Annotated in this window: 24 protein-coding genes; 9 read left to right on the plus strand and 15 right to left on the minus strand. The window is 65.8% G+C overall.

Annotated elements, in window-relative coordinates; all coding sequences use genetic code 11:
- The first annotated feature begins 8 nt into the window (after positions 1–8).
- The 3 genes from M2361_RS14930 to M2361_RS14940 are packed head-to-tail and all read left to right on the plus strand — an operon-like array spanning position 9 to position 2511.
- Positions 9–1004 carry a branched-chain amino acid ABC transporter permease gene (locus M2361_RS14930; RefSeq protein WP_259250166.1) on the plus strand — a complete coding sequence of 332 codons (996 nt, stop codon included), beginning with the start codon at positions 9–11 and terminating at the stop codon, positions 1002–1004.
- The gene (locus M2361_RS14935) at positions 1001–1804 is read left to right on the plus strand and encodes an ABC transporter ATP-binding protein (RefSeq protein ID WP_259250168.1); all 804 of its coding nucleotides are present in this window, start codon (positions 1001–1003) and stop codon (positions 1802–1804) included. Before M2361_RS14930 ends, M2361_RS14935 begins: the two co-directional genes overlap by 4 nt.
- Positions 1801–2511 carry an ABC transporter ATP-binding protein gene (locus tag M2361_RS14940; RefSeq protein ID WP_259250170.1) on the plus strand — a complete coding sequence of 237 codons (711 nt, stop codon included), beginning with the start codon at positions 1801–1803 and terminating at the stop codon, positions 2509–2511. The genes M2361_RS14935 and M2361_RS14940 overlap by 4 nt, the downstream gene beginning before the upstream one ends.
- Here M2361_RS14940 and M2361_RS14945 read toward each other — a convergent pair.
- From M2361_RS14945 to M2361_RS14985, 9 genes are all read right to left on the minus strand, one after another.
- Positions 2508–3560, minus strand: a complete 1053-nt coding sequence (locus M2361_RS14945) for an Ldh family oxidoreductase (protein ID WP_259250172.1) — start codon at positions 3558–3560, stop codon at positions 2508–2510. The two genes, M2361_RS14940 and M2361_RS14945, sit on opposite strands and share 4 nt — an antisense overlap.
- Positions 3561–3607: 47 nt before the next feature.
- Positions 3608–5128 carry a mannitol dehydrogenase family protein gene (locus M2361_RS14950; RefSeq protein WP_259250175.1) on the minus strand — a complete coding sequence of 507 codons (1521 nt, stop codon included), beginning with the start codon at positions 5126–5128 and terminating at the stop codon, positions 3608–3610.
- 135 nt (positions 5129–5263) lie between these two features.
- Positions 5264–6799, minus strand: coding sequence for a UxaA family hydrolase (locus tag M2361_RS14955; RefSeq protein WP_259250177.1), 1536 nt, complete (start codon positions 6797–6799; stop codon positions 5264–5266).
- 50 nt (positions 6800–6849) lie between these two features.
- The gene (locus M2361_RS14960) at positions 6850–7716 is read right to left on the minus strand and encodes a fumarylacetoacetate hydrolase family protein (RefSeq protein WP_259250179.1); all 867 of its coding nucleotides are present in this window, start codon (positions 7714–7716) and stop codon (positions 6850–6852) included.
- A gap of 31 nt (positions 7717–7747) precedes the next feature.
- A complete protein-coding gene (locus M2361_RS14965; RefSeq protein ID WP_259250180.1) occupies positions 7748–8494 on the minus strand; it encodes an SDR family oxidoreductase in 747 nt (248 codons plus the stop codon).
- A gap of 13 nt (positions 8495–8507) precedes the next feature.
- Positions 8508–9917 carry a TRAP transporter large permease gene (locus tag M2361_RS14970; RefSeq protein ID WP_259250183.1) on the minus strand — a complete coding sequence of 470 codons (1410 nt, stop codon included), beginning with the start codon at positions 9915–9917 and terminating at the stop codon, positions 8508–8510.
- Between the two features lie 58 nt (positions 9918–9975).
- A complete protein-coding gene (locus M2361_RS14975) occupies positions 9976–10638 on the minus strand; it encodes a TRAP transporter small permease (RefSeq protein WP_259250184.1) in 663 nt (220 codons plus the stop codon).
- A 117-nt stretch (positions 10639–10755) separates the two neighbouring features.
- Complete coding sequence (locus M2361_RS14980; RefSeq protein ID WP_259250186.1) at positions 10756–11730, minus strand: sialic acid TRAP transporter substrate-binding protein SiaP; 975 nt, start codon at positions 11728–11730, stop codon at positions 10756–10758.
- A gap of 127 nt (positions 11731–11857) precedes the next feature.
- A complete protein-coding gene (locus M2361_RS14985) occupies positions 11858–12592 on the minus strand; it encodes a FadR/GntR family transcriptional regulator (RefSeq protein ID WP_259250187.1) in 735 nt (244 codons plus the stop codon).
- 202 nt (positions 12593–12794) lie between these two features.
- On the opposite strand from M2361_RS14985, the gene M2361_RS14990 reads away from it, so the two are divergent.
- Genes M2361_RS14990 through pyrF form a run of 3 tightly spaced genes read left to right on the plus strand, consistent with a single transcriptional unit; the run spans position 12795 to position 15387 of the window.
- Positions 12795–13193 carry a diacylglycerol kinase gene (locus M2361_RS14990; protein WP_100854489.1) on the plus strand — a complete coding sequence of 133 codons (399 nt, stop codon included), beginning with the start codon at positions 12795–12797 and terminating at the stop codon, positions 13191–13193.
- Positions 13194–13241: 48 nt separating this feature from the next.
- Positions 13242–14561 (plus strand): NAD(P)/FAD-dependent oxidoreductase, encoded by a 1320-nt coding sequence (locus tag M2361_RS14995; protein WP_259250189.1) that lies wholly within the window; start codon positions 13242–13244, stop codon positions 14559–14561.
- A 7-nt stretch (positions 14562–14568) separates the two neighbouring features.
- Complete coding sequence (gene pyrF, locus M2361_RS15000; protein ID WP_259250191.1) at positions 14569–15387, plus strand: orotidine-5'-phosphate decarboxylase; 819 nt, start codon at positions 14569–14571, stop codon at positions 15385–15387.
- A gap of 53 nt (positions 15388–15440) precedes the next feature.
- Here the strand turns inward: pyrF and M2361_RS15005 are convergent, their stop codons facing one another.
- The 6 genes from M2361_RS15005 to ribBA all read right to left on the minus strand — a co-directional run bounded on the left by M2361_RS15005 (position 15441) and on the right by ribBA (position 19956).
- On the minus strand, positions 15441–15998 hold the full coding sequence (locus tag M2361_RS15005) for a CinA family protein (RefSeq protein ID WP_259250193.1): 558 nt from the start codon (positions 15996–15998) through the stop codon (positions 15441–15443).
- Complete coding sequence (locus M2361_RS15010) at positions 15995–16531, minus strand: phosphatidylglycerophosphatase A (RefSeq protein ID WP_259250194.1); 537 nt, start codon at positions 16529–16531, stop codon at positions 15995–15997. Before M2361_RS15010 ends, M2361_RS15005 begins: the two co-directional genes overlap by 4 nt.
- 79 nt (positions 16532–16610) lie before the next feature.
- Positions 16611–17576 carry a thiamine-phosphate kinase gene (gene thiL / locus M2361_RS15015; protein ID WP_259250196.1) on the minus strand — a complete coding sequence of 322 codons (966 nt, stop codon included), beginning with the start codon at positions 17574–17576 and terminating at the stop codon, positions 16611–16613.
- 176 nt (positions 17577–17752) lie between these two features.
- Complete coding sequence (nusB, locus tag M2361_RS15020) at positions 17753–18262, minus strand: transcription antitermination factor NusB (RefSeq protein ID WP_006227614.1); 510 nt, start codon at positions 18260–18262, stop codon at positions 17753–17755.
- Positions 18231–18767, minus strand: coding sequence for a 6,7-dimethyl-8-ribityllumazine synthase (ribH, locus tag M2361_RS15025; protein ID WP_259250198.1), 537 nt, complete (start codon positions 18765–18767; stop codon positions 18231–18233). Before ribH ends, nusB begins: the two co-directional genes overlap by 32 nt.
- 10 nt (positions 18768–18777) lie before the next feature.
- Positions 18778–19956, minus strand: coding sequence for a bifunctional 3,4-dihydroxy-2-butanone-4-phosphate synthase/GTP cyclohydrolase II (gene ribBA / locus M2361_RS15030; protein WP_259250200.1), 1179 nt, complete (start codon positions 19954–19956; stop codon positions 18778–18780).
- A 148-nt stretch (positions 19957–20104) separates the two neighbouring features.
- Here ribBA and M2361_RS15035 point away from each other — a divergent pair, with 148 nt between their 5' ends.
- The 3 genes from M2361_RS15035 to phnD all read left to right on the plus strand — a co-directional run bounded on the left by M2361_RS15035 (position 20105) and on the right by phnD (position 22926).
- Complete coding sequence (locus M2361_RS15035) at positions 20105–20941, plus strand: HAD-IIB family hydrolase (protein WP_259250204.1); 837 nt, start codon at positions 20105–20107, stop codon at positions 20939–20941.
- A gap of 13 nt (positions 20942–20954) precedes the next feature.
- Positions 20955–21770 (plus strand): IclR family transcriptional regulator, encoded by an 816-nt coding sequence (locus M2361_RS15040; RefSeq protein WP_259250207.1) that lies wholly within the window; start codon positions 20955–20957, stop codon positions 21768–21770.
- Positions 21771–21927: 157 nt separating this feature from the next.
- Positions 21928–22926, plus strand: a complete 999-nt coding sequence (phnD, locus tag M2361_RS15045; RefSeq protein ID WP_259250208.1) for a phosphate/phosphite/phosphonate ABC transporter substrate-binding protein — start codon at positions 21928–21930, stop codon at positions 22924–22926.
- Positions 22927–22931 lie beyond the last annotated feature (5 nt).

Consider the following 22931-nt stretch of genomic DNA (forward strand, 5'->3'; position numbering starts at 1 on the left):
GGAACCTCATGCACATGCTGTCTCCGCGCTTTCTGGTGGCCGCCGCCCTGCTGCTGTTGCTGGCCCTGGTGCCGGTTTACGCGCACTGGCAGGGCGAACCTTTTCTGTTGGCGCTGTTTGGTCGCGTGCTGGTTTACGGCGTGGCCGCGCTGGCCTTGAATCTGCTGCTGGGCTTTGGTGGCATGGTCAGCTTCGGCCATGCGCTGTACCTGGGGCTGGGCGCGTATGCCGTGGGGGTGATGTCGCACTACGGCATTGAAAGCGGCTGGCTGCATCTGGCTGGGGCGCTGGCCGCCTGCGCCGTGGTGGGCCTGGTCAGCGGCTACGTGGTGATGCGCACGTCCGGCATCGCCTTCATCATGATCACGTTGGCGTTTGCACAGATGTTCTATTTTCTGGCGACGGGGCTGGACGGTTTTGGTGGCGACGACGGCATGTCGCTGTTTGCCGGCAGCGACTTCGGCGCGTTCCGGCTGGATACGCCGCTGGCGCTGTACTACACGGCCTTTGGCGTGCTGCTGGCGGTGCTGGGCCTGATGCATCGGCTGATCCATGCGCCCTTCGGCATGGCGTTGCGCGGCTGCCAGGCGAACGAACGCCGCATGCGCGCGCTGGGCTTTCCCACCTTGCGCTACCGGCTCGCAGCCTACGTGATATCGGCCATGATCTGCGGCGTGGCCGGCGTGCTGCTGGCGAACCTGACCATGTATGTGTCGCCGTCCTACCTGGCCTGGACCACGTCGGGCGAACTGATCGTGATGGTGGTGCTGGGCGGCATCGGCACGCTGTTCGGCCCCGTGGCCGGCGCGCTGGCGTTCCTGTTGTTGGAGGAAGGGTTGAAGCTGCTGACCGGGCACTGGATGCTGATCATGGGCTTGCTGATCGTAGGCGTGGTGCTGGTGTCGCGGCGCGGGGTGTATGGCAGCCTGCGCGACACGCCCTGGCGTGGCCGCAAGGCGGCGCGGCGGCAACCTTCGGCAGACGTTCAGGGAGAAACACCATGACCGCGCTGCGTGTCGAGAACCTGGTGAAGCGCTACGGTGGCCTGACGGTGACCGATGACTTGTCGCTGGACGTGCACGCGGGCGAATTGCACGCCGTGATCGGGCCGAACGGCGCGGGCAAGACCACGCTGATCGGCCAGCTTAGCGGCGAGCTGCGGCCCGACAGCGGGCGCGTGCTGCTGGACGGCCGCGACATTACCCGCATGCCGGTGAATACGCGCGTGCGCCATGGGCTGGCGCGTTCGTACCAGATCACCTCTGTCTTCAAACCCTTCACCGCCCTGGAAAACGTGGTGATGGCCGTGCAGGCGCGGCGCGGCCACAGCTTCCGGTTCTGGACGCCCGTGCTGTCGACCACCGCCCTGACCGACCCCGCCCACGAGGCGCTGGCGTTGACCGGCTTGTCGGCCCGCGCCGATACGCCCGCGGGTGAACTCGCGCACGGCGAACTACGGCAATTGGAACTGGCGATGGTGCTGGCTTGCCAGCCGTCGCTGCTGTTGCTGGACGAACCGATGGCGGGCATGAGCCAGCACGAATCCGAGGCCATGACGCGCCTGCTCTTGCAACTGCGCGGTCGCTACACGATCTTGCTGGTGGAGCACGACATGCAGGCCGTCTTTGCGTTGTCCGACCGCATTACGGTGCTGGTGTACGGCAGCGCGCTGGCCTGCGGCACGGCGGACCAGATTCGCAATAACCCGCAGGTGCGCGAATGCTACCTGGGCAGCGAACGCGCCAGCGCGCGCGGCAAGCAGGGAAAGGTCGAAGGCGAAGCCAAACAAGGAGAACCCGCATGAGCGCGCTGCTATCGATGCGCGGCGTGACCGCGCACTATGGCGCCAGCCAGGCGCTGTTCGGCATCGACCTGGATATCGGGCCGGGCGAATTCGTGACCTTGCTGGGCCGCAACGGCATGGGCAAGTCCACCACCGTCAAGACGGTGATGGGGCTGACCCGCGCCACCCAAGGCAGCATCGTGTTCGACAGCCAGGACATCAGCCGGCTGCCGTCGTACAAGGTGGCGCAATGCGGCATCGGGCTGGTGCCGGAAGGCCGGCACATATTTCCCAACCTGTCGGTGCGTGAAAACCTGGTGGCCACCGCGCACAATCGCCAGGGCCTGGCGGAACCGTGGACGCTGGACCGTGTGTACGCGCTGTTTCCGCGCTTGTCCGAACGTGCGCGGCATCTGGGCAGCCATCTATCGGGCGGTGAACAGCAGATGCTGGCGATTGGACGCGCGTTGCTGACCAACCCGCGCCTGCTGATCCTGGATGAAGCCACCGAAGGCCTGGCGCCGGTGGTGCGTGAAGAAATCTGGGCGGCGCTGGACAGCCTGAAAGCAACCGGCCTGGCCGTGCTGTGCATCGACAAGAACCTGGAACCGCTGCTTGCCACGGCCGACCATCACGCCATCGTCGAGAAGGGACGCGTGGCGTGGACGGGCTCGTCGCAAGCCTTCCTGGACGACGAGCCGCGCCTGTTGCAGTACCTGGGCGTTTAAGCGCGGCGCGCGGGTAGCGCCACACCCAGGCGCTGGCTCCAGGCCTTCATCTCGTTCCACAAGGCGGGCGGCACGGGAATGCCATCGCGCAAGCGCTCGGCCTGGGCCTCGGTTTCGGGGTCGCCCGGCATGCGCGGCGCGCCGGGTGCTTGCGACAGTTCCACCGTCATCGCCGCCACCACGCCCGCCAGCGCCGCGCCGCCCGCAAAGCGTTGCGGATCAATCACGATAAAGAACGCGCCCAATTCCCGTGGCTGATCCAGCGCGTCGTACATGGGTGAGATGTGCGGACCAAAGGGATTGCCGTTCAAGGGGCCGCACAGCAGCTCAATCATCATGGCTAGCCCGTAGCCCTTGTGGCCGTACTCGATGCCGCCCAAGGGTCGTAACGCGCGCACTGCGTCGGCGTCCGTGCAATCACTGCCTTGGGCGTCCAACGCCACGCTTGGCGGCAGGGCCACGCCGTCGCGGCGGGCGTTCATGACGCGGTTCCACGGGATGGAGGTGGTGGCCATGTCCAGGCATAGCGGCTCGCCGTCCGCGCGCGGGAACGCCATCGAAATGGGGTTGGTGCCGAAGAAGGCGTGGTGGCCGCCATGGGGTGCGGCAATGGAATCCGAATGCGTGAAGGCCATGCCGATCAAGCCTTGCCGGGCGGCCGCGCGGCTATACAGGCCCACCGCGCCGCAGTGCGAGGAATTGCTGACGCCAACGGCCGCGATGCCGGCTTCACGCGCCAGCTCCATCGCCAGCGCGTTGGCGCGGTGCGCCACCACGATGCCCTGCCCTTGCCCACCGTGCAATTGCGCCGTGCCCGGGCCCGTGCGGTCAACGCGGATAGCCGGGCGCGCCAGGATGGAGCCATGCGCCACGCGGTTCAGGTAATGCGGCAGCCGCGCCATGCCGTGCGAGTCGATGCCCCATAAGCTGGTTTGGGTCAGGCTGGCCGCCAGGCAGCGCGCATCGTCCTCGTTGAAGTCTTGCGCGCGCAGGCAGGCAATGCCCCAACGTTCCCATTCAACGGCGTCCACTCGGCTATCAGCAGGCATGCCATGCACTCCTTGATTCGTGGTCGGGAACCGGTAAGTGGGAACCCTTAAGTGGCGGCTTCCACGGCGAACATCACTCCGTGCTCGCGCAGGTTTTCCAGATGCGTGGTCAGGGCGGCGACGAACTCGGGCTTTTTACCCAGGTCGCCAAACACGGGTTTGAAACTTGCCAGCACCATGGCGCGGCGCTGCGCCGCTTGCGACGGGGCCGAGGCCTGCGCGGCCACCTCGGCGCGCGACAGCAGCTTGGCCAGCCGCGCCGCCAGCGGGTCTTCGATGGCGTAGCGCGCGCCCAGTTCGTCTTCGCCCCGCAGATAGTGCAGCCACGCCGCCACGGCAAGCGTCAGGCGGTTGATGTCGTCGCCCGCGCGCAGGCGGTCGCGTATGGTTTCCAGCAGCCGTTGCGGCACCTTCTGCGAGCCGTCCATGGCCACTTGCGCGCTTGGGTGCGGCAAGGCCGGGTTGGCGATACGGGCCAGAAAGCGCTGGCGATATTCCTCCAGCCCACTACCCGGAATGCCCTTCAAGGTGGGCGCGATTTCCAGCCGCATCATGGCGTCGACAAAATCACGCAAGGCCGGCGTCTGCACCGACGCGCTGATGGTCCGGTGCCCCAACAAGGTGCCCAGGTAGGCAAAGGTGGAGTGCGGCCCATTCACCATGCGCAGCTTCAGCCGTTCGTAGGGCTCGGCGTTGCGCACAAAGGTAGCGCCGCCCTGCGTTTCCCAGGCGGGGCGGCCGGCGGCGAACTTGTCTTCGATCACCCAGTTCAGATAGGGCTCGCCCACCACGGGCCAGGCGTCTTGCACGCCCAGCCGCGTGGCGATGCGTTGGCGGTCGCCGTCGTCGGTGCCGGGCACCATGCGGTCCACCATGGAATTGGGAAAGGTGCAGTGCGCGTCGATCCATGCGGTCAGCGCCACGTCCACGCGCAGGGCAAAGGCCAGCACCAGGCTGCGCAGCATGTCGCCGTTGCCGCGCAGGTTGTCGCAAGACAGCAGCGTGACGGGCGGTAGACCGCGCTCGCGGCGCAACGCCAGCCCATAGACCAGGATGCCGATGGTGCTGCGTGGGCGCTGCGGATTTTCCAGGTCGTGAAGAATGTCGGGGTCGTCCCAGCGCAGGTAGCCGGTGGCCGGCTCGTGGCTATAGCCTTTTTCGGTGACCGTCAGGCTGACGATGCGGGTTTGCGGATACGCGATGCGCTCAAGCACGGCGTTGGGGTCTTCCTCGGCCACCATCACGCGCAGCACGGAGCCCACCACGCGCAGTTGTTCGCGGGCCTGCCCGTCGGTTCCCCCCTCGCGCAGGGCCAGCGTGTACAGGCCGTCTTGCGGCGTCAGCGCGTCGCGCGTGGCGCGGCTGCGCAATGACACGCCCAGGATGCCCCAGCTCAGGTCGCCGCTGGCCTCGATGGCCAGGTCCGTCATTACCGCCTGATGCGCGCGATGAAATGCCCCCAGACCCAAATGCACGATGCCGGGCGTGAGCCGGCTGCGGTCATAGGCGGGTTTCTCCACGTCTGCGGGCAGGCGTGGCAACGACTCCGAATTCAAACGTTCGAGCATGGTTGACCCAGGGCGGAAGGCGCCATGCACCCGTCGGATGACCGGCCAGTCGGCGCGCGAATGAGGATATCTGTAGACACGGAAATCTTCGATATCAAGTCAGTGACCAAATGCAACATCGCCACCCCGGTGCGGCTACATCACCGCGCCCAGTTGCCACGGCACGAATTCGTTCTGCCCGTACCCATGCTCTTCACTGCGCGTGCGGCGTCCCGATGCCGTTTGCAGCATCAACTGGAAAATGCGTTCGCCCATCTGCGCCACGCTTTGCGCGCCGTCCACCACGTCACCGCAATTGATGTCGATGTCGTCGGACTGGCGCTGCCACAAGGCGGTGTTGGTCGACAGCTTCAAGGACGGCGCGGGTGCGCAGCCGTAGGCGGAGCCCCGGCCCGTGGTGAAGCAGATCAGGTTGGCGCCACCCGCCACCTGGCCGGTGGCGGAGACGGGGTCGTAACCCGGCGTGTCCATGAACACCAGCCCGCGCGTGCGTACGGGCTCGGCGTATTCGAACACGTCGGTCAGGTTGGTGGTGCCGCTCTTGGCGATGGCGCCCAGCGACTTTTCAAGAATGGTGGTCAGCCCGCCCGCCTTGTTCCCGGCCGAGGGGTTGTTATCCATTTCGGCGTCATTGCGGGCGCAGTAGTCTTCCCACCAGCGCACGCGCGCCAGCAGTTTTTCGGCCACGGCGGGCGTTTGGGCGCGGCGCGTCAGCAGGTGTTCGCCACCATAGATCTCGGGTGTCTCCGACAGGATCGCGGTACCGCCATGGCGCACCAGCAGGTCCACCGCCGCGCCCAGCGCCGGGTTGGCGCTGATGCCCGAATAGCCGTCCGAACCGCCGCATTGCAGGCCCACCGTCAGATGGCTGGCCGGCACCGGCTGGCGCCGCACCTGATTGGCCTGGTCCAGCATGCGCTCGACCAGTTCAATGCCACGCGCCACGGTTTTGCGCGTGCCGCCGGTGTCCTGGATGTTGAAGGTATGCAAGAGCCCGCTTTCACGCAGGCCTTCTTGTTCCATCAAGCCGCCGATCTGGTTGGTTTCGCAACCCAGCCCCACCACCATCAGCCCGCCGAAGTTGGCGTGGCGCGCATAGCCGCCCAGCGTGCGGCGCAGCACTTTCAGCGGCTCGCCTTCGCTGCCGGTGGCACAGCCCGCGCCGTGCGTCAGCGCCACCACGCCGTCCACGTTCGGACAGGCGGCCAGCGCGTCGGGATGGATGTCGCGGCGGAAATGGTCGGCGATGGCGCGCGCCACCGTGGCCGAACAGTTCACGCTGGTCAGGATGCCGATGTAGTTGCGCGTGGCGATGCGGCCGTCGGCGCGCACGATGCCCTCGAAGGTGGCGGGTTGCGCCACGTAGTCAGTGGGGTGCGCGCCCTGCCCCACCGCGTAGTCGCGCTCGAATTCAGAGAACTCCAGATTGTGCGTGTGCACGTGCTGTCCGGCCGCGATGGCCTGCCGCGCCACGCCGATGATCTGGTTGTAGCGGCGCACCGGCTCACCCGCCGCAATGGCGCGCACGGCTACCTTGTGGCCGGGCGGCACCAGCCCCTGCACCGTCACGCCTTCGCCTTCCAGCCGCGTGCCGCTGACCAGTTGGCGCCGGGCGATCACCACGTTGTCCGCCGGGTGAATGCGGATGAACGCCATTTCGTTCTGGGACATGAGGACTCCGGAAAATAAGGGGTACGGGCGGGGTGCGGACGAGTTCGCGATCAGCCGTCGATCAACGCGGGGTCCCAGGCGTGCACACGCTGGCGCTGTTCGCCCAGGCCCGCGATGCCCAGCTTGATCTCGTCGCCCGCCTTCAGGTAAATGGGCGCGGGCTTTTGCCCCATGCCCACGCCGGGCGGCGTGCCGGTGCTGATAAGGTCGCCGGGGTACAGCGTCATGAAGCGGCTAACGTACGCCACCAACTGCGCCACGCCGAACACCATGGTGCGCGTGCTGCCGTTCTGGTAGCGCTTGCCGTTCACTTCCAGCCACATCTCCAGGTCTTGCGGGTTGGGAATTTCATCGGCGGTGGCCAGCCACGGGCCGATGGGGCCGAAGGTGTCGCAGCCCTTGCCCTTGTCCCAGGTGCCGCCGCGTTCAATCTGGTATTCACGTTCGGACACGTCGTTCACCACGCAATAGCCGGCCACGTGCTTCATGGCGTCGGCCTCGCTGGCGTAGCGCGCCTTCTCGCCGATGACCACGCCCAGTTCCACTTCCCAATCGGTCTTGATGGAATCCTGCGGCAGTACGACGGGGTCATTAGGCCCCACCACCGCTGAGGTCGGCTTCATGAAGATGACGGGTTCGGCCGGCACGGGCAGGCCCGATTCGGCGGCGTGGTCGGCGTAGTTCAACCCAATGCAGATGAACTTGCCCATGCCGCTCCACGGCGGCGCCACGCGCCCCGGGTTCGCCACCAGCGGCAGCGTGGACGCGTCCAGCGCGCGCAGTTCGGCCAGGCGCGCGGCGACTAGCGTTTGCGCGGTGATGTCGGGCAGCACGGAAGACAGGTCGCGCACCTTGCCCTCGGCGTCGATCAGGCCAGGTTTCTCGGCGCCCTTGGCGCCATAGCGCATCAGTTTCATAACGGTTCCTTGTTGCGAAAGAGGAAAACAATCAGTTGGACCAGCCGCCGTCGATCACCTGGGCGGTGCCCGTGGTGAAGGCGGATTCATCGCTGGCAAGATACACCGCCAGCGCGGCGATTTCATCGGTGCGGCCAATGCGGCCCATGGGTTGGCGGGCGGTGAAGGCGGCTTCGACCGCGGCTATCGTCTGCCCGCTGGCTTCGGCCTGCGCTTCGATGCGCTGGCGCAAAGACGGCGATTCCACGGTGCCCGGGCAGATGGCGTTGCAGCGGATGCCTTGCGCCACGAAGTCCGCCGCCACCGACTTGGTCAGCCCGATCACGGCGGCCTTGGTGGCGCCATAGGCGCAGCGGTTGGGCGCGCCCTTGATGCTGCCCGCCACCGACGCCATGTTGACGATGGACCCCGTGCCGCGCGCCAGCATGCCGGGCAGGCAGGCGCGGATCAGCCGGTACATGGATCGCACGTTCAGGTTGAAGGAAAAGTCCCACGCGTCTTCGTCGCAGTCCAGGATGGTGCCGGCGTGGACGAAGCCCGCGCCGTTGAACAGCACGTTGACTGGCCACGCGCCTTCCACCAGTGCGGTGATGGCGCGCCCGTCGGTCACGTCCAGCACTTGCGTGCGGCAGCCGGACAGCGTCAGCAGCGCGTCGGCGTTGATGTCCACGGCCAGCACGTCCGCGCCTTCGCGCGCGAACGCCTCGGCTACGGCGCGGCCGATGCCCTGGCCGGCGGCGGTCACGATGGCGGTCTTGCCTTGCAGTCTTTGCGACATGAGTGCGTGCTCCTTATTTGCCGGCCATGCCCATGGCGGTGGGCAGCCACAGCGTGATCTGCGGGATGTAGGTAATGGCGATCAGCGCCGCGAACAGCGGCAGCAGCCACGGCAGGATGGCCATGGTGGTGCGTTCGACCGACAACCGCGACACCCTCGCCAACACGAACAGCACCATGCCCATGGGGGGATGCAGCAGGCCGATCATCAGGTTCAAGACCATGATCAGGCCGAAGTGGATGGGGTCGATGCCCAGCTTCAGCACGATGGGCAGCAGGATGGGAACCAGGATCGTGATGGCGGCAATGGTGTCGATGAAGCAACCCACGATCAGGATCAGCACGTTGGCCATCAGCAGGAATACCCACTTGTTCTGCGTCACGCTCAGGATGGCGTCGGTCAGCGCCTGCGCGGCCTGCGTCGTGGTCAGCAGCCAGGCAAAGACGGATGCCGCCGTCACGATGAACAGCACGGATGCGGTGGTCTCGATGGTGTCGAATGACGCCTTGGCCAACGTGCGCAACGTCATCGAGCGGTAGCGCACCAGGCCCAGGAACAGCGCCCAGATCACGGCGGCCACGGCGGCCTCGGTGGGGGTGAACCAGCCCAGCGTCATGCCGCCAATCAAGATCACCGGAGCCATCAAGGCCATGACGGCCGAAAAGTTGAAGCGCCAGTCCAGCAGCAGCAGCGCCGCGAACGCAATGCCGGTGGCCAGGTTAGGCGACACGCCCGCCAGCGTCATCAACCAGATCGACAGCGGAAACGTCAGCACGATCAGCACTTCCAGCCCCGCGCCGCCCAGGCGCTTCCAGTTGAACGCGACGTCGCCGCCCCAGTTGTTGCGGCGCGCGTAATAGGCCACGGTCAGCATCATCAACAAGGTCAGCACGGCGCCCGGGATCAAGCCCGCCAGGAACAGCGACCCGATCGACACGTTGGCCATCATGCCGTAGATGACGAAGGGCAAGGACGGCGGAATGATGGGACCCAGCGTGGCGGACGCGGCGGTGACGCCCACCGCGAACTCGGTCTCGTAGCCATGGTCTTTCATGGCCTTGATTTCAATGGTGCCCAGGCCCGCTGCGTCGGCAATCGCGGTGCCCGACATGCCGGCGAACACCACCGAGCCGATGATGTTCACCTGCCCCAGGCCGCCGCGCATCCAGCCCACCAGCGCCACCGCGAAGTTGTAGATGCGGCCGGTGATGCCGGCGATGTTCATCAGGTTGCCCGCCAGGATGAAGAACGGCACGGCAAGAAGCGGAAACGATTCAATGCCCGCGATCATGCGCTGCGCCACCACCACGTCGGGCACGCTGCCGGAAACCAGAATGAACAGCAGCGACGCGCCCACCATGGACACCGCCACCGGCAGGCCCAGGATCATCAACAGCAGAAACGTTCCAATCAAAATGCCCATGTCTTGCTCCCGGATAGGCAATGCGGGGTCATCAGGAATTGCGGCGCTGTGAACACGATCAATCCAGCGCGTCGTAGGCCGCGGGGTTTTCCAGGATGGAATAGCCCTGCCGCCAGTTGCGCGCCGACACTTGCAGCGACCGCAGGAACATCATGGCAAAGCCCGCCAGGGCCACCCAGTACACGTAAGACTTGTTCCAGAACAGCGTGGTCATGGGCTCGTCGCCCACCAGCACGATGTAGCGGTACGTGAGCCACACCGCGTAGCCAAAGAAGGCGGTGCGCAAGATATCGATCACGGTGGCCAGCACGCGGCCCACCGGCTTGGGCAGATAGCGGTACAGGAAGTCCACCTGAATATGGCGGCAGGTCCGCACGCACATGGCGGCGCCCAGGAACACCACGCCGATCAGGCAATACACCGCCAGTTCCTCGGTCCAGGCAAAGGAGTCGTTCAGCACGTAGCGGGAGAAGAACTGCAAGAAGACCAGCAGGGACATCACCCAGAATATGCCCAGGCAAATCCAGTCTTCAGGTTGATAGCCGGACAGGTCGACCGTGTGCTGGTCGGCCTCTTCGAAGCTGTGGACGATGTCGTCGACGCTGGTCTGGTGCGGGCCGGATGATGAACCGGAAGACGGGCTGGCGTGGCTGGGCGCCGACACCGGACCCGGCCCATGGCTCACGGCCGCCATCGGCGCCGCTTTCGCGTTGGAGTGCATGACGTTCCCCTGATCGGATGTCGGTGGGTCGGCGGGCCGCAGGGGCCCGCCGGTTCCGTGGATGGCGACGACGGACAGCTACCGTGTGCCGCTACCCCGTGCAGCGAACACACGCGGCTACTTCACCGCCTGGATCTTTTCCCAATCCGACTTCTGGTAGCCGTATTGCTCGAACGGCACCTTCTCCAACACGGTCTTGCGGAAGTCTTCAACGTTGACCTCGGCCACGTTCAGCCCGCGCTGCTTGAACACATCCACCATTTTCTTTTCGCTCGCGGCGACCTCGGCCGAGGCCTTCTCCGCCGCCTGCTGCGCGACTTCGGCGAAGACCTTCTTGTCGGCATCGGACAGGCTCTTCCAGAGCTTGCCCGAGATGACCGTGTTCAGGTGGTCGACGATGTGGCCCGTCAGGATGATGTTCTTCTGCACCTCGTAGAACTTCTTGGCTTCAATGGTGGTCAGCGGGTTCTCTTGCGCTTCCACCGTGCCGTTCTGCAAGGCCAGGTAGACCTCGGCAAACGCAATCGGCGCGGTGTTGGCGCCACAGGCGCGCGGCATGGCCAGGTAGGCAGCCACGTCCGGTACCCGGATCTTCAAGCCCTTCATCTCGGTGCACTTGGTGAAGGCGCGGTTGGATGTGGTCTGGCGCGTGCCGTAGTACGTGGTGGCGACGATGTGGTTGCCGCTTTTCTGGTCGTAGCCTTGCGTCAGCTCTTTGTAGACGTCGCTCTTGGTGTAGGCGATCAGGTGCTCGGGGCTGCGGAAGGTGTAGGGGTAGTACGTGACGCCGATGCGCGGGAAGCTCTTGGCGGCGAAGCTGGACCCGGAAATGATCATGTCTACCGTGCCCAGGGTCAGCCCCTGGTTGATGTCGTTTTCCTTGCCCAACTGAGAGGCGGGATAGACATCGATGTGATAGCGGCCGTTGGTGCGTTTTTCGATTTCCTGCGCCGCCCACACCGACGAGGTATGGAAGGGTTCGGAAGTCTCGTACACGTGCGCCCATTTCAACTTGGTTTGCGCCAGCGCGCTGCCACTGACGGCCAGCGCGACGGCGGCAAACAGCACTTTGATAGCGTTGCCTTTATTCATGTTGTCTCCTCTCTTTGAGGTGGCGGGCGCGGCGTATGTTGTTTTGGGCCGGCCCGCTTTATGTTTCACATCGGAATTTCACATACAGGTTGCACCTTCGTACTGCGACTACGGATCCCCGGTGGCGTCAGGACGCCGCCGGTTCTTTGCTATCGATGCGCATCGTTTCGGCCGCGCCCGGCCAACTGGCGGTCAAGCGGTCGAACGAGCAGGAAAGATGGTGATGCATGGCGGCGCGCGCGGCGGCCTCGTCGCCTGCTGCAATGGCGCTGATGACGCGGCGGTGCTCGGTGATGGCGGCGGCCCAGCTATCGGGGTTTTCGAAGTAGTCGCCCAGCTTCACGGACAAGGGGTTGTGGCGTTCGTCGAACAACTCGCCCACCACGCGCACCAACACGGCGTTGCTGGCCATTTCGGCCACGCGCAAATGGAACAGCCGGTCGCCGCGTATGGGCACGCTGGCCGCGCGGGCTTCGTCTTCCATGGCGCCCACCGCTTCCAGCAGCCCATCAACCAGCGCGGGCGCCGGGTTGCGGGCCGCCTGCGCGGCAAGTTCGCCTTCAATCGTCCAGCGCGCGCGGATGGTTTCCAAGGGGCTTTCCGCCATCAGGCTGGCGCGCGGCGCGCCCGACAGGCTTTGCACATACACGCCCGACCCCATGCGCACTTCCACCCAGCCTTCCACTTCCAGCGCAATCAAGGCTTCCCTCACCGACGGGCGCGACACGCCCAGCTTCAGCGCCAGGTCGCGTTCCGGCGGCAAGCGCGCGCCCACCGGAAATTCGCCGGCCTCGATCAGCAAACGCAACTGATCGGCGATCTGGCGGTACAAGCGGCGCGGCTCGATGGTCTGGATCGGCATGGTGGCGGTTGGGGTTGCGGTAGGGCTACGGGTGCCCAGGTGTTGCAATATCAGAAAGGTAAAGTGGCCTTACCAATTGACCAGAATCCTGCGCCTGCCCGCGATGCGTCACAATTAGGGTTTGCCCATAGCCCAACATCACGCCATGCGGGCAACCGAACTCTGTTAAAAAGCGGCCACCCTTCCGCCTTACTACGCACTCATGACCCACGACCCGCAACACTCGCCCTTCAAAAGCTCCGGCGGCTTGCGCCGCATCCTGAATGCGCTGCGCTATTCGTGGCAAGGCCTGAAAGCGGCCGTCAAATATGAAGCCGCGTTCCGCCAGGAACTGGCGCTGGCCGTGCTGATGATTCCGGCGGCATTCTTCCTGGGACGCACCACGGTCGAGGTGTTTTTCCTGGTGGGCACGGTGGTGATGGTGTTGGCGGCCGAGCTGCTGAATTCCGCCATCGAAGCGCTGGCCGACGCCTTGTCGGTAGAGCGCCACCCGCTGTTGGGGCGCGCCAAGGACCTGGGCAGCGCGGCTGTGATGCTGCTGCTGATCTTCGCCGGGGTCGTCTGGGTGGGCGTGGCCATCAGCCGATTCGTCATGCATTGACACGGGCTGCATCCCACGGGGGATGCGGCCGTATTTATACTGGGAGCCATGATGCCTAATTCGACGTCAGCACGCTCTGAACGCATCGTCATCGTTGGTGGTGGCGCAGGCGGCCTGGAACTGGCCGCCAAACTGGGCCGCATCCACGGCCGCCAGCACATCACGCTGGTCGACAGCCGGCCCTTCCACATCTGGAAGCCGTCGCTGCACGAAGCGGCCGCCGGCACGCTGGACATCCACCAGGAAGGCTTGTCCTACCTGATGCTGGCCCACATGAACGGCTTTTCGTTCGCGCAAGGCAGGCTGCTGAGCGTGGACCGCGAACGCCGCCAGATCGTGGTGGACGCCGTCAACGATGCGCAGAATCAGGAAGTGTTGCCGCGCCGTGAGTTCGGCTACGACACGCTGGTGCTGGCCCTGGGCAGCACGTCCAACTTTTTCAACACGCCCGGCGCGGCCGAACACGCCGTCACGCTGGACACCACCGAAAACGCCGAACAATTCCGCCTGACCATGCTGAAAGCCATGGCGCTGGTGGACTTGGCCAAGGTGCGCAACCCGTCGGCCCGGCTGGACCTGGTGATTGTGGGCGGCGGCGCCACCGGCGTTGAACTGGCCGTGGAACTGACCGAAGCCAGCCACGTGGTCAGCGCCTACGGCTTGCCGAACTTCCGCGCCGAACGCGACCTGGCCATCACGCTGGTGGAAGGCGCGCCGCGTATCCTGTCGGCGCTGCCCGAAAAAATATCCGAAGCCGCCACCAACCGGCTGACCGAGCTGGGCATTGGCGTGGAAACGTCATGCCGCGTGTCCGAGGTAACGGGCGATAGCGTCAAGACCGCCGACGGCCGGGAATTCCCCGCCCAGTTGTGCATGTGGGCGGCCGGCATCAAGGGCCCCGCCCTGCTGGCCGACCTGGGCCTGCCGCTGAACAAGCTGGGCCAGTTGGAAGTCAACGAGCGTTTGGAAACCCCCGATCCGCACATTCTGGCCCTGGGCGATTGCTGCGCGGCGCCCTGGCGCGACGGGCGCACCGTGCCCGCGCGCGCCCAGGCGGCGCACCAGCAGGCCGACTACCTGGCCAAGAAGCTCACCGCGCGCCTGCGCCGCACCGCCGAACCCACCGCGCCCTACGTCTACCAGGACCATGGCTCGCTGGTGTCGCTGGGCCAGGACGCCGGGGTGGGCAGCCTGATGGGCAAGCTGGCCGGACGGGGACTGTTCGTAAGCGGTACACTGGCGCGCTTGATGTACATGAGCCTGCACCTGATGCACCACAAAGCGGTGCTGGGCATCTCGCGCACCGCCTCCCTTGCCCTGGCCCGCCTGCTGATGCGGCGCACGCGCCCCCGGGTCAAACTGCACTGAACTCCCCATGAATTTCCTGCAAAAACTCGAACACGCCTGGACCTCCAGCAACTCGCTTCTGCAAGTGGGCCTGGACCCCGACCCCCAACGCTTTCCGCGCGAATTGCAGGACAAGCCGGACGCCATCTTCCAGTTCTGCCGCGACATCGTCGACGCCACCGCGCCCTACGCTTGCAGCTTCAAGCCGCAGATTGCGTACTTCGCCGCGCACCGCGCCGAAGACCAGTTGGAAGCGCTGTGCCAGCACATCCGCGACAAGCACCCGGACCTGCCCATCGTGCTGGACGCCAAGCGCGGCGACATCGGCTCCACCGCCGAGAACTACGCGCGCGAAGCCTACGAACGCTACCAGGCGCACGCGCTGACGGTCAGCCCGTACATGGGCCTGGACTCGGTCGAACCCTACCTGGCGTGGCGTGACCGTGGCGTGATCGTGCTGTGCCGCACCTCCAACCCGGGCGGTTCGGATCTGCAATTCCTGAAGATGGATAACGGCGAACCGCTGTACCTGCACGTGGCAGGGCTGGTGGCCGACAAGTGGAACGCCAACGGCCAGTGCGGCCTGGTGGTGGGCGCCACGTTCCCGAACGAACTCGCGGCGGTGCGCCAACGCATTGGCGATGCCCTGCCCCTGCTGGTGCCGGGCATCGGCGCGCAAGGCGGCGACATTACCGCCACCGTGAACGCGGGCGCCAACGCCGCGCGCAGCGGCATGATGATCAACTCGTCGCGCGCCATCATCTACGCCAGCGGCGGCGACGACTGGCGCGAAGCCGCTGGCCAGGCCGCGATGGGCCTGCGGGATGCCATCAACGCGGTGCGTTGATCGTCAGGGTCAACGCGGTGCGTTGATTCTCTGGGTCAACGCGGCGTATTGAATCAGGCCGGCTCGCCCAGCAATTCCAGCAAGCCGCGCAGCGCGAATTCCACGGCGGCCTGACGCACCTGCGTGCGGTCGCCGTTGAACACATGGGTGGCGGCGCGGCTGCTGATGCCGTCGTCCACGCGCATTGCAAAACCAAAACACACCATGCCCACCGGCTTGCCCGGCGTGGCCCCTCCCGGCCCGGCGATGCCGGTGGTGGATACCGCCAGGTGCGCGGCGGGCGACGCCAGCAACACGCCGTTGGCCATTTCCAGCGCCACGGGTTCACTGACCGCGCCGAAGTGATGCAGGGCGTCGGGCGATACGTCCAGTTCGGTCACCTTGGCGTCGTTGCTGTAGGTGACGAAGCCGCGTTCGAACCAGTCGCTGGACCCCGCCACCGACGTCATCGCTCCGGCCAAGAGGCCGCCGGTGCACGATTCGGCCGTACCCAACATCCAGCCCTTGCGCCGCATCGCATCGCCCAGCCGTTCGGCCAAGGCGACCAGCGTGGCTTCCGCCAACTGCGCCGCCGAAAGATTCGAACGGGTTACTGCTTGTTGTTCGTTCATCCCAAGACTCCTGTACGCACTACCAAGGCCATAACCAGCAAGGCGTAGCCGGCCGCGACGATATCGTCCCACATGACGCCAAAGCCACCCTTGACGTGGGCGTCGAAGAACTTGATGGGCGGCGGCTTGACGATGTCGAACATGCGGAACAGCGCGAACGCCAGCAACTGCGACAACCAGCCGGCCGGCGTCAGCCAAAGCACCAGCCAGAACGCCACCATCTCGTCCCAGACCATTCCGACATGATCGGATTGCCCAAGTTCGCGGCCAACGCGGTGGCAGGCCCAGCAGCCGTACACAAAGGCCAGCGCCAGGAACACGCCGATGGCCAGGTTCGATGCGGCGGGCGCGGCGGCCACCCAGATACCCCAAGCAAGTAGCGTGCCCCAGGTGCCCGATGCCGGCCGGATCAGGCCGCTGCCCAGGCCGAAAGCGATCAGGCGGCCGGGGTCGCGGCACACCCAGGAAAGCGCGGGATACACGGCGCGCGAACGTTCGCGAATGGAGCGAGATGGCTTGGAGGAAGAGGACATGGATCCTGGGCCGATGGGGGAATGGGGATAAGGAAAAGGGGAAAGGGCAGCGGGAAGTGGCGAAGCGGGGACCGGCTGCTCAGGCGGAGGGGAAATGATCGAAGCCGCCCGGCAGGTCGGTCAGCGGCCGGCCCTGCCCGTCCAGCACTTGCAGCCCCGGTTGCACCAGCGTCTGGCCCACGCGGGTGACCTGAGCGCTGGCCGCACGGGCGGCGGCCTGGACGGCATCACGTTGCGTGGCCGGGGCGGTGAAACACAGTTGATAGACGTCGCCACCGCCCAGCACCGCGCGACGGCGCGGCGCGTCGTCCAGCCCCGACAAGGCGGCGGCCACCGGCATGCGGTCGACTTCCAGGCGGGCGCCCAACCGGCTGGCGGCCAAGATGTGGCCCAGGTCTTGCAGCAGGCCGTCGGACAAATCAACGGCGGCGTGCGCGATGCCGCGCAGCGCCATCCCCAACGCCACCTGCGGCTGCGGCCATTCCAGAGCGGCGCGCGTGGCGGCCAGCAAGGCGTCGTTGGCGGGGTACTGGCCGTCCAGCAGGCGGTAGGCGACATCGGCCGCACCCAGCTCGCCGGATACCCAGATGTCGTCGCCCGCTTGTGCCGCGTCGCGCCGCAGCGCCTGGCCGGCAGGCACGGCGCCAAAGACCGTGACGCTGATCGCCAGGTCATGCGCGCTGCGCGTGGTGTCGCCGCCGATCAGCGGGCAGCCATGGGCCGCCGCCAGCGCGTGGAAGCCTTCGGCGAAGGCGGCCAGCCAGGGTTCGTCAAGGCGCGGCAGGGCCAGGCCCAGCACACAGCCGATGGGGCGCGCGCCCATGGCGGCCAGGTCGGACAGGTTCACGGCCAGCGATTTGTGGCCCAAGGCGCGGGGGTCTACGTCGGGAAAGAAATGGCGGCCTTCCAGCAGCAGGTCGGTGCTGGTGGCGACCTGCTCGCCGGCGGGCACGGGAAACAACGCGCAGTCGTCGCCCACGCCCAGCAAGCCGGCGGGCGCGGCCCGGGTGAAATAGCGCGCGATCAATTCAAATTCGGACGCCACGGCAACTCCGAGAGGCCGGCACACGGGCCGGCTTGAATACGAATACAAATACCAAATACGAAGGGGTCAGGTGCAGACCACGCCTGGCGCACCGGGAAAGTACGCGCAGGGCGGCATGCGCCTGACCCCTACACAGGTTGTTGGCCCGAGCCTGCGGCCCGGACTAGCAACCCAGTTCAGCGTCGCTGCTGCGCCGCGGCCTGGACCTCGTTCGCACGCACATCGGCGGCCAGCTTGTCGAGCACCCCGTTGACGAACTTGAAGCCGTCGGTGCCGCCAAACGACTTGGCGAGCTCAACGGCTTCGTTGATGGCAACCTTGTACGGCACTTCAACATGATGAATCAGTTCGAAGCTGCCGATCAGCAGGATGCCATGCTCAACGGGCGACAACTCGGCCAGCGGGCGGTCGACGTAAGGCGTAAAACGCTCGCGCAGCGCGGGCGCTTCGCGCAGGACACCATGCAGCAAGGTCTTGAACCATTGCGCGTCGGCCTCGGAGAAATCCTCGGTGTCGCGCAGATGGGCGTCGATCTCGCCGGCGTCCTGCGTGCCTTCGCCGCCGCGCAGCAGCCACGCATAAACGCCTTGCAGCGCGAATTCGCGTGCACGGCGGCGTGCGCTGCGCGCGTTGGCGCGGGCTTGCGCCGCGCTATCAGCGCTTGTCGTCGTCTTCTTCGTCGTCAAAATCTTCGTCCTCGTCGTCTTCGTCTTCGTCTTCGTCTTCTTCCTCGGGTTCCAGCGCCGCCACCAGGTTGGCCATTTCAACGGCCACCTGGGCGCAATCGCGGCCCTTGCCGGCGGCGCGGGCTTGCGCCTGCTCGTCGGTGTCGACGGTCAACACGCCGTTTGCGACGGGGATGCCGGTTTCCAGGGAGATACGGGTGATTGCAGTGGCCGTTTCATTGCTGACCACTTCAAAGTGATAGGTCTCGCCACGAATGACGGCGCCAAGCGCGATCAGTGCGTCGAATTCAAACGTCTCGGCCATGTGGGACAGGGCCACGCCCAGTTCCAGGGCGCCCGGGACGGTGGTGACCATCACGTCGCGTTCGTCCACGCCCAGCTCGGCCAATTCCTTCAGGCACGCTTCGAGTTCGGCCTGACCGATTTCTTCGTTGAAGCGGGCGCGTACGATGCCGATGTGCAGCCCTTCGCCGTTCAGGTCGGGGGTAAGGATGTAAGGGTTCATGTGTCGGCCTTCAGTGTGTTGCGGGAGTATTCTGCGGGTCGCAATCGTAACCCGTAATGGTCAGGGAAAAGCCCGCCATGCTGGGCATCTTGCGCGGCCGGGCCAGGAGCCTCATCTGACCCACATTCAGGTCGCGCAGAATCTGGGCGCCGATGCCATAAGTGCGCAAGCCGAAACGGTCGGTGCTGGCGGCGGCGTCGGCCTGGGCCTTGGGGTCGCTCCAGCCAGCAATCTGGCCAAACAGGTGTTCGGTGGAAGACTGGCAATTCATCAAGACAAGTACGCCGGCGGGCGCGGCGGCAATGGCCTCCAGGGCCTTCGCCACGCCCCAGCTATGCGGGCTGGCGCCGGTATCCAGCACGTCCAGCACGGAAGCCGGTTCATGCACGCGCACCAGCGTTTCGACGTCGGGGGAAACGTTACCATGCACCAGCGCCAAGTGGGCGGAACCGGTGGCGGCGTCTTCGTAGGCCACGGCCTCGAAGGTGCCCCAGGCCGTCTGCATGGGCCGCTTGCCCACACGCTTGACGATGGATTCGTGTTCGCTGCGGTACTGGATCAGGTCGGCGATGGTGCCGATCTTCAGGTTGTGCTGGCGGGCGAATTCCACCAGGTCCGGCAAGCGGGCCATGGTGCCGTCGGGCTTCAGGATTTCGCAGATGACGGCGGCGGGCGTCAGGCCGGCCATGGCGGTCAGGTCGCAGCCGGCTTCGGTGTGGCCGGCGCGCACCAGCACGCCACCAGGCACCGCGCGCACCGGGAAGATGTGGCCGGGCTGGACAAGATCGGTCGGCTTGGCGTCGCGCGCCACCGCCACCTGGATGGTGCGGGCGCGGTCGGCAGCCGAAATACCGGTCTCGACGCCTTCAGCGGCTTCGATCGACTGCGTGAAGTTGGTGCCGTAGCGCGTGCCGTTGCGGGCCGCCATCATGGGCAGCTCCAACTGGCGGCAGCGTTCTTCGGTCAAGGTCAGGCACACCAGGCCGCGGCCGTGGGTCACCATGAAGTTGATGGCTTCGGGCGTGACGAATTCGGCGGCCAGGACAAGGTCGCCCTCGTTTTCACGGTCTTCTTCGTCAACCAGGATGACGATACGGCCGGCGCGCAGCTCGGCGATGATCTCGGCTACCGAAGCGATACCGAAGGATTCCGGCTCGGAGCCGGGCAAAGAGGACAACTGGACGGACATGGCGGGCACGCAAACCAGGCGGGAAAGCCCGGATTTTAGCGCCCCTGGGCCCAGAACCCCTATTGGTCTGCAAGAAGCCCGTTCGGCGGGGGGCATACGGTTAAACTTTCGCCCGGAGATCCCCCTTAAAACTCGAAGGAAAAACCTCATGCAAGCCCTTGCGGCCATGCCTTTGACCGTGGCGGCGGCGGTTCGCGTCGTCCTGACCGATATCGACGACACGCTGACCACCGAAGGCCGTCTGCCGGCCGACGCCTACGCCGCGCTGGAGCGCCTGGAGGCGGCCGGCATCCAGGTGGTGCCCATTACCGGCCGCCCGGCCGGCTGGTGTGACCATATCGCCCGCATGTGGCCGGTGCGCGCCGTGGTGGGGGAAAACGGCGCGTTCTACTACGCCTATGACCGCCAGGCCCGCCGCATGACGACCCATTACTGGACGGACGCCGCCTCGCGCCAGGCCAGCCGCAAGCGCCTGGACGCCATTCGCGACCGCGTCCTGGCCGAGGTGCCCGGGTGTGCCGTCGCCAGCGACCAGGACTACCGCGTGGCCGATCTGGCCATCGACTTCTGCGAAGACGTGCCCGCCCTGCCGGATTCGGCCGTCAGCAAGATCGTCCAGATCTTCCACGACGCCGGCGCGCAGGCCAAGGTCAGTTCCATCCACGTCAACGGCTGGTTTGGCGACTACGACAAGCTGACCATGACGCGCACCATGTTCCAACGCGAATTCGGCCAGGACGTGGCCGACGCGCTGGACAGCACGCTCTTCATCGGTGATTCGCCCAACGACGAGCCGATGTTCGCGTACTTTCCAATTTCGGTCGGCGTGGCGAACATCCAGGCGCAATTGCATCGTTTGAAGGACCGCCCCGCATTCGTGGCGGCCTTTCACGGCGGCGCGGGCTTTGTTGAAATGGCCAATCGGCTGCTGGCGGCGCGCCAAGCATCGCAGCCGCTGCAGCCCACCCCGGCCCAACCGGCGTAAGGTCAGACACACCGTGGCCACCTCCAAGACCCCCGCTGCCTCCGCCAATGACGGCCGCCGCAGCATCCAATCCATCGAAGTGGGCGTGCCGCTGCTGGCCGCGCTGGTCGACGCCGGCAAGCCCCTGACGCTGCGCGACCTGGCGGCGGGCGCCGGCATGACGTCCGCCAAGGCGCACCCCTACCTGGTCAGCTTCATCCGCGTGGGCCTGGTGCAGCAGGACGCCACCACGGGGCAGTACGAACTGGGCCCCTTCGCCTTGCAGATGGGCTTGGTCAGCCTGCAACGCCTGGACCCGGTGCGCATCGCCATGCCCGAGATCGCCAAGCTGCAATCCGACATCGGTCATACCTTGGGCATCGCCGTGCTGGGCTCGCACGGCCCCACCATGATCCACATGACCGAAGCCAGCTACCCGGTACACGTAAACATGCGCAAGGGCACGGTGATGTCCATGCTGCACACCGCCACGGGCCTGGTATTCGCGGCGTGGCTGCCGCCCAAGGTCAGCGAACACTACATCGCCCGCGAAGAGGGCGACACCGCCGTCATCGCCAGCGTGCCGCCGCCGCGCAAGGCGTCGCGCGCCAATATCGAAGCCCAGTTGGCCGACATCCGCGTGCACGGCATGGCGCGCGCGCTGGGCAACCCGCTGCCGGGCGTGGACGCGCTGTCGGTGCCGGTGTTCGACAACACCGGCAGCATCGCGCTGGCGCTGACCAGCCTGGGGCCGACGGGATTGTTCGATGTGTCTTGGGACGGCGCCATCGCTCGGCCGCTGCTGGCCTGCGCGCAGGAGATTTCGCGCAAGCTGGGGTATCGGGGCTAACGGTCCGGGGTTCGACGGTTCGAAAATAAACGAACATAAAACGAACAATTCGAACAAATCCCGAAAAAAAAGGCAGGGACTTTCCCAGGTGTGCCTGTCCCCTTTGTGTGTTTGAATTCAGGAAATATTCAAATTCATTCCCACGAGGAGACAAACCATGCACGCGATGCGTCTATTGCAAGCGGCCGCCCTGGCCGCATTCGCCGTTGGCGGCTCGGCCGCCAATGCCGCCGACACCTGCTCCAACCGCGGCGATCTGGACCAGATGTACTGCGACGCCAACAAGGACCTGGTGGCGGACACCCCCACTGACGCTTCGAAGCAAAAGACCCCGTCCACCCTGGTGTTCACGTACACGCCCGTGGAAGACCCGGCGGTCTACGAAGACATCTTCAAGCCGTTCACCAAGCACCTGTCCCAATGCACGGGCAAGCGCGTGGTGTTCTACCAAGTGCAAAGCAACGCCGCTGAAATCGAAGCCATGCGCTCGGGCCGTTTGCACGTAGGCGGCTTTTCCACCGGCCCCACCGCATTCGCCGTGAACATCGCCGGCGCCGTCCCCTTTGCCGTGAAAGGCTATGCCGACAGCTTCCAGGGCTACAACCTGATCGTCATCGTCAAGAAAGACAGCCCGTACCAGAAGCTGTCCGACCTGAAGGGCAAGAAGCTCGCGCACACCGCGCCGTCGTCGAACTCGGGCCACATGGCGCCCGTGGCCCTGTTCCCCAAGGAAGGCCTGACGCCGGACAAGGACTACAAGGTGATCTTCTCGGGCAAGCACGACCAGTCGGTCATGGGCGTGAACTCCGGCGACTACGACGCCGCCGCCGTGGCATCCGACGTGTTCAAGCGCATGGTCGAACGCGGCCAGGTCAAGGAAGCCGATTTCCGCGTGATCTACACCAGCGAAAAATTCCCGACCTCGTCGTTCGCCTACGCACATGACCTGGAACCCAAGTTCCGCGACCAGATGCTGAAGTGCTTCTACGACTACCGCTTCCCCGCGGAAATGTCGAAGGCCTTCGACGGCGCCGACCGCTTCTATCCGGTGACCTACCAGAAGGACTGGGCCATCGTCCGCCAAGTGGCTGAATCGGGCGGCGAAAGCTTCAACCGCGCCGCTTACGACCGCGAATCCGCAAAGAGCAAGAAGTAATCCAG

Origin of the sequence: Achromobacter sp. JUb104, assembly GCF_024806975.1 — a bacterium.
GTDB classification, from domain to species: Bacteria; Pseudomonadota; Gammaproteobacteria; order Burkholderiales; family Burkholderiaceae_B; genus Achromobacter; species Achromobacter spanius.

What these genes read in the sequence shown, in the direction of transcription:
- M2361_RS14930 (WP_259250166.1), top strand. Translation starts at nt 9, where the DNA reads ATGCACATGCTGTCTCCGCGCTTTCTGGTGGCCGCCGCCCTGCTGCTG.
- M2361_RS14935 (WP_259250168.1), top strand. Translation starts at nt 1,001, where the DNA reads ATGACCGCGCTGCGTGTCGAGAACCTGGTGAAGCGCTACGGTGGCCTG.
- M2361_RS14940 (WP_259250170.1), top strand. Translation starts at nt 1,801, where the DNA reads ATGAGCGCGCTGCTATCGATGCGCGGCGTGACCGCGCACTATGGCGCC.
- M2361_RS14945 (WP_259250172.1), bottom strand. Translation starts at nt 3,560, where the DNA reads ATGCCTGCTGATAGCCGAGTGGACGCCGTTGAATGGGAACGTTGGGGC.
- M2361_RS14950 (WP_259250175.1), bottom strand. Translation starts at nt 5,128, where the DNA reads ATGCTCGAACGTTTGAATTCGGAGTCGTTGCCACGCCTGCCCGCAGAC.
- M2361_RS14955 (WP_259250177.1), bottom strand. Translation starts at nt 6,799, where the DNA reads ATGTCCCAGAACGAAATGGCGTTCATCCGCATTCACCCGGCGGACAAC.
- M2361_RS14960 (WP_259250179.1), bottom strand. Translation starts at nt 7,716, where the DNA reads ATGAAACTGATGCGCTATGGCGCCAAGGGCGCCGAGAAACCTGGCCTG.
- M2361_RS14965 (WP_259250180.1), bottom strand. Translation starts at nt 8,494, where the DNA reads ATGTCGCAAAGACTGCAAGGCAAGACCGCCATCGTGACCGCCGCCGGC.
- M2361_RS14970 (WP_259250183.1), bottom strand. Translation starts at nt 9,917, where the DNA reads ATGGGCATTTTGATTGGAACGTTTCTGCTGTTGATGATCCTGGGCCTG.
- M2361_RS14975 (WP_259250184.1), bottom strand. Translation starts at nt 10,638, where the DNA reads ATGCACTCCAACGCGAAAGCGGCGCCGATGGCGGCCGTGAGCCATGGG.
- M2361_RS14980 (WP_259250186.1), bottom strand. Translation starts at nt 11,730, where the DNA reads ATGAATAAAGGCAACGCTATCAAAGTGCTGTTTGCCGCCGTCGCGCTG.
- M2361_RS14985 (WP_259250187.1), bottom strand. Translation starts at nt 12,592, where the DNA reads ATGCCGATCCAGACCATCGAGCCGCGCCGCTTGTACCGCCAGATCGCC.
- M2361_RS14990 (WP_100854489.1), top strand. Translation starts at nt 12,795, where the DNA reads ATGACCCACGACCCGCAACACTCGCCCTTCAAAAGCTCCGGCGGCTTG.
- M2361_RS14995 (WP_259250189.1), top strand. Translation starts at nt 13,242, where the DNA reads ATGATGCCTAATTCGACGTCAGCACGCTCTGAACGCATCGTCATCGTT.
- pyrF (WP_259250191.1), top strand. Translation starts at nt 14,569, where the DNA reads ATGAATTTCCTGCAAAAACTCGAACACGCCTGGACCTCCAGCAACTCG.
- M2361_RS15005 (WP_259250193.1), bottom strand. Translation starts at nt 15,998, where the DNA reads ATGAACGAACAACAAGCAGTAACCCGTTCGAATCTTTCGGCGGCGCAG.
- M2361_RS15010 (WP_259250194.1), bottom strand. Translation starts at nt 16,531, where the DNA reads ATGTCCTCTTCCTCCAAGCCATCTCGCTCCATTCGCGAACGTTCGCGC.
- ribH (WP_259250198.1), bottom strand. Translation starts at nt 18,767, where the DNA reads ATGAACCCTTACATCCTTACCCCCGACCTGAACGGCGAAGGGCTGCAC.
- ribBA (WP_259250200.1), bottom strand. Translation starts at nt 19,956, where the DNA reads ATGTCCGTCCAGTTGTCCTCTTTGCCCGGCTCCGAGCCGGAATCCTTC.
- M2361_RS15035 (WP_259250204.1), top strand. Translation starts at nt 20,105, where the DNA reads ATGCAAGCCCTTGCGGCCATGCCTTTGACCGTGGCGGCGGCGGTTCGC.
- phnD (WP_259250208.1), top strand. Translation starts at nt 21,928, where the DNA reads ATGCACGCGATGCGTCTATTGCAAGCGGCCGCCCTGGCCGCATTCGCC.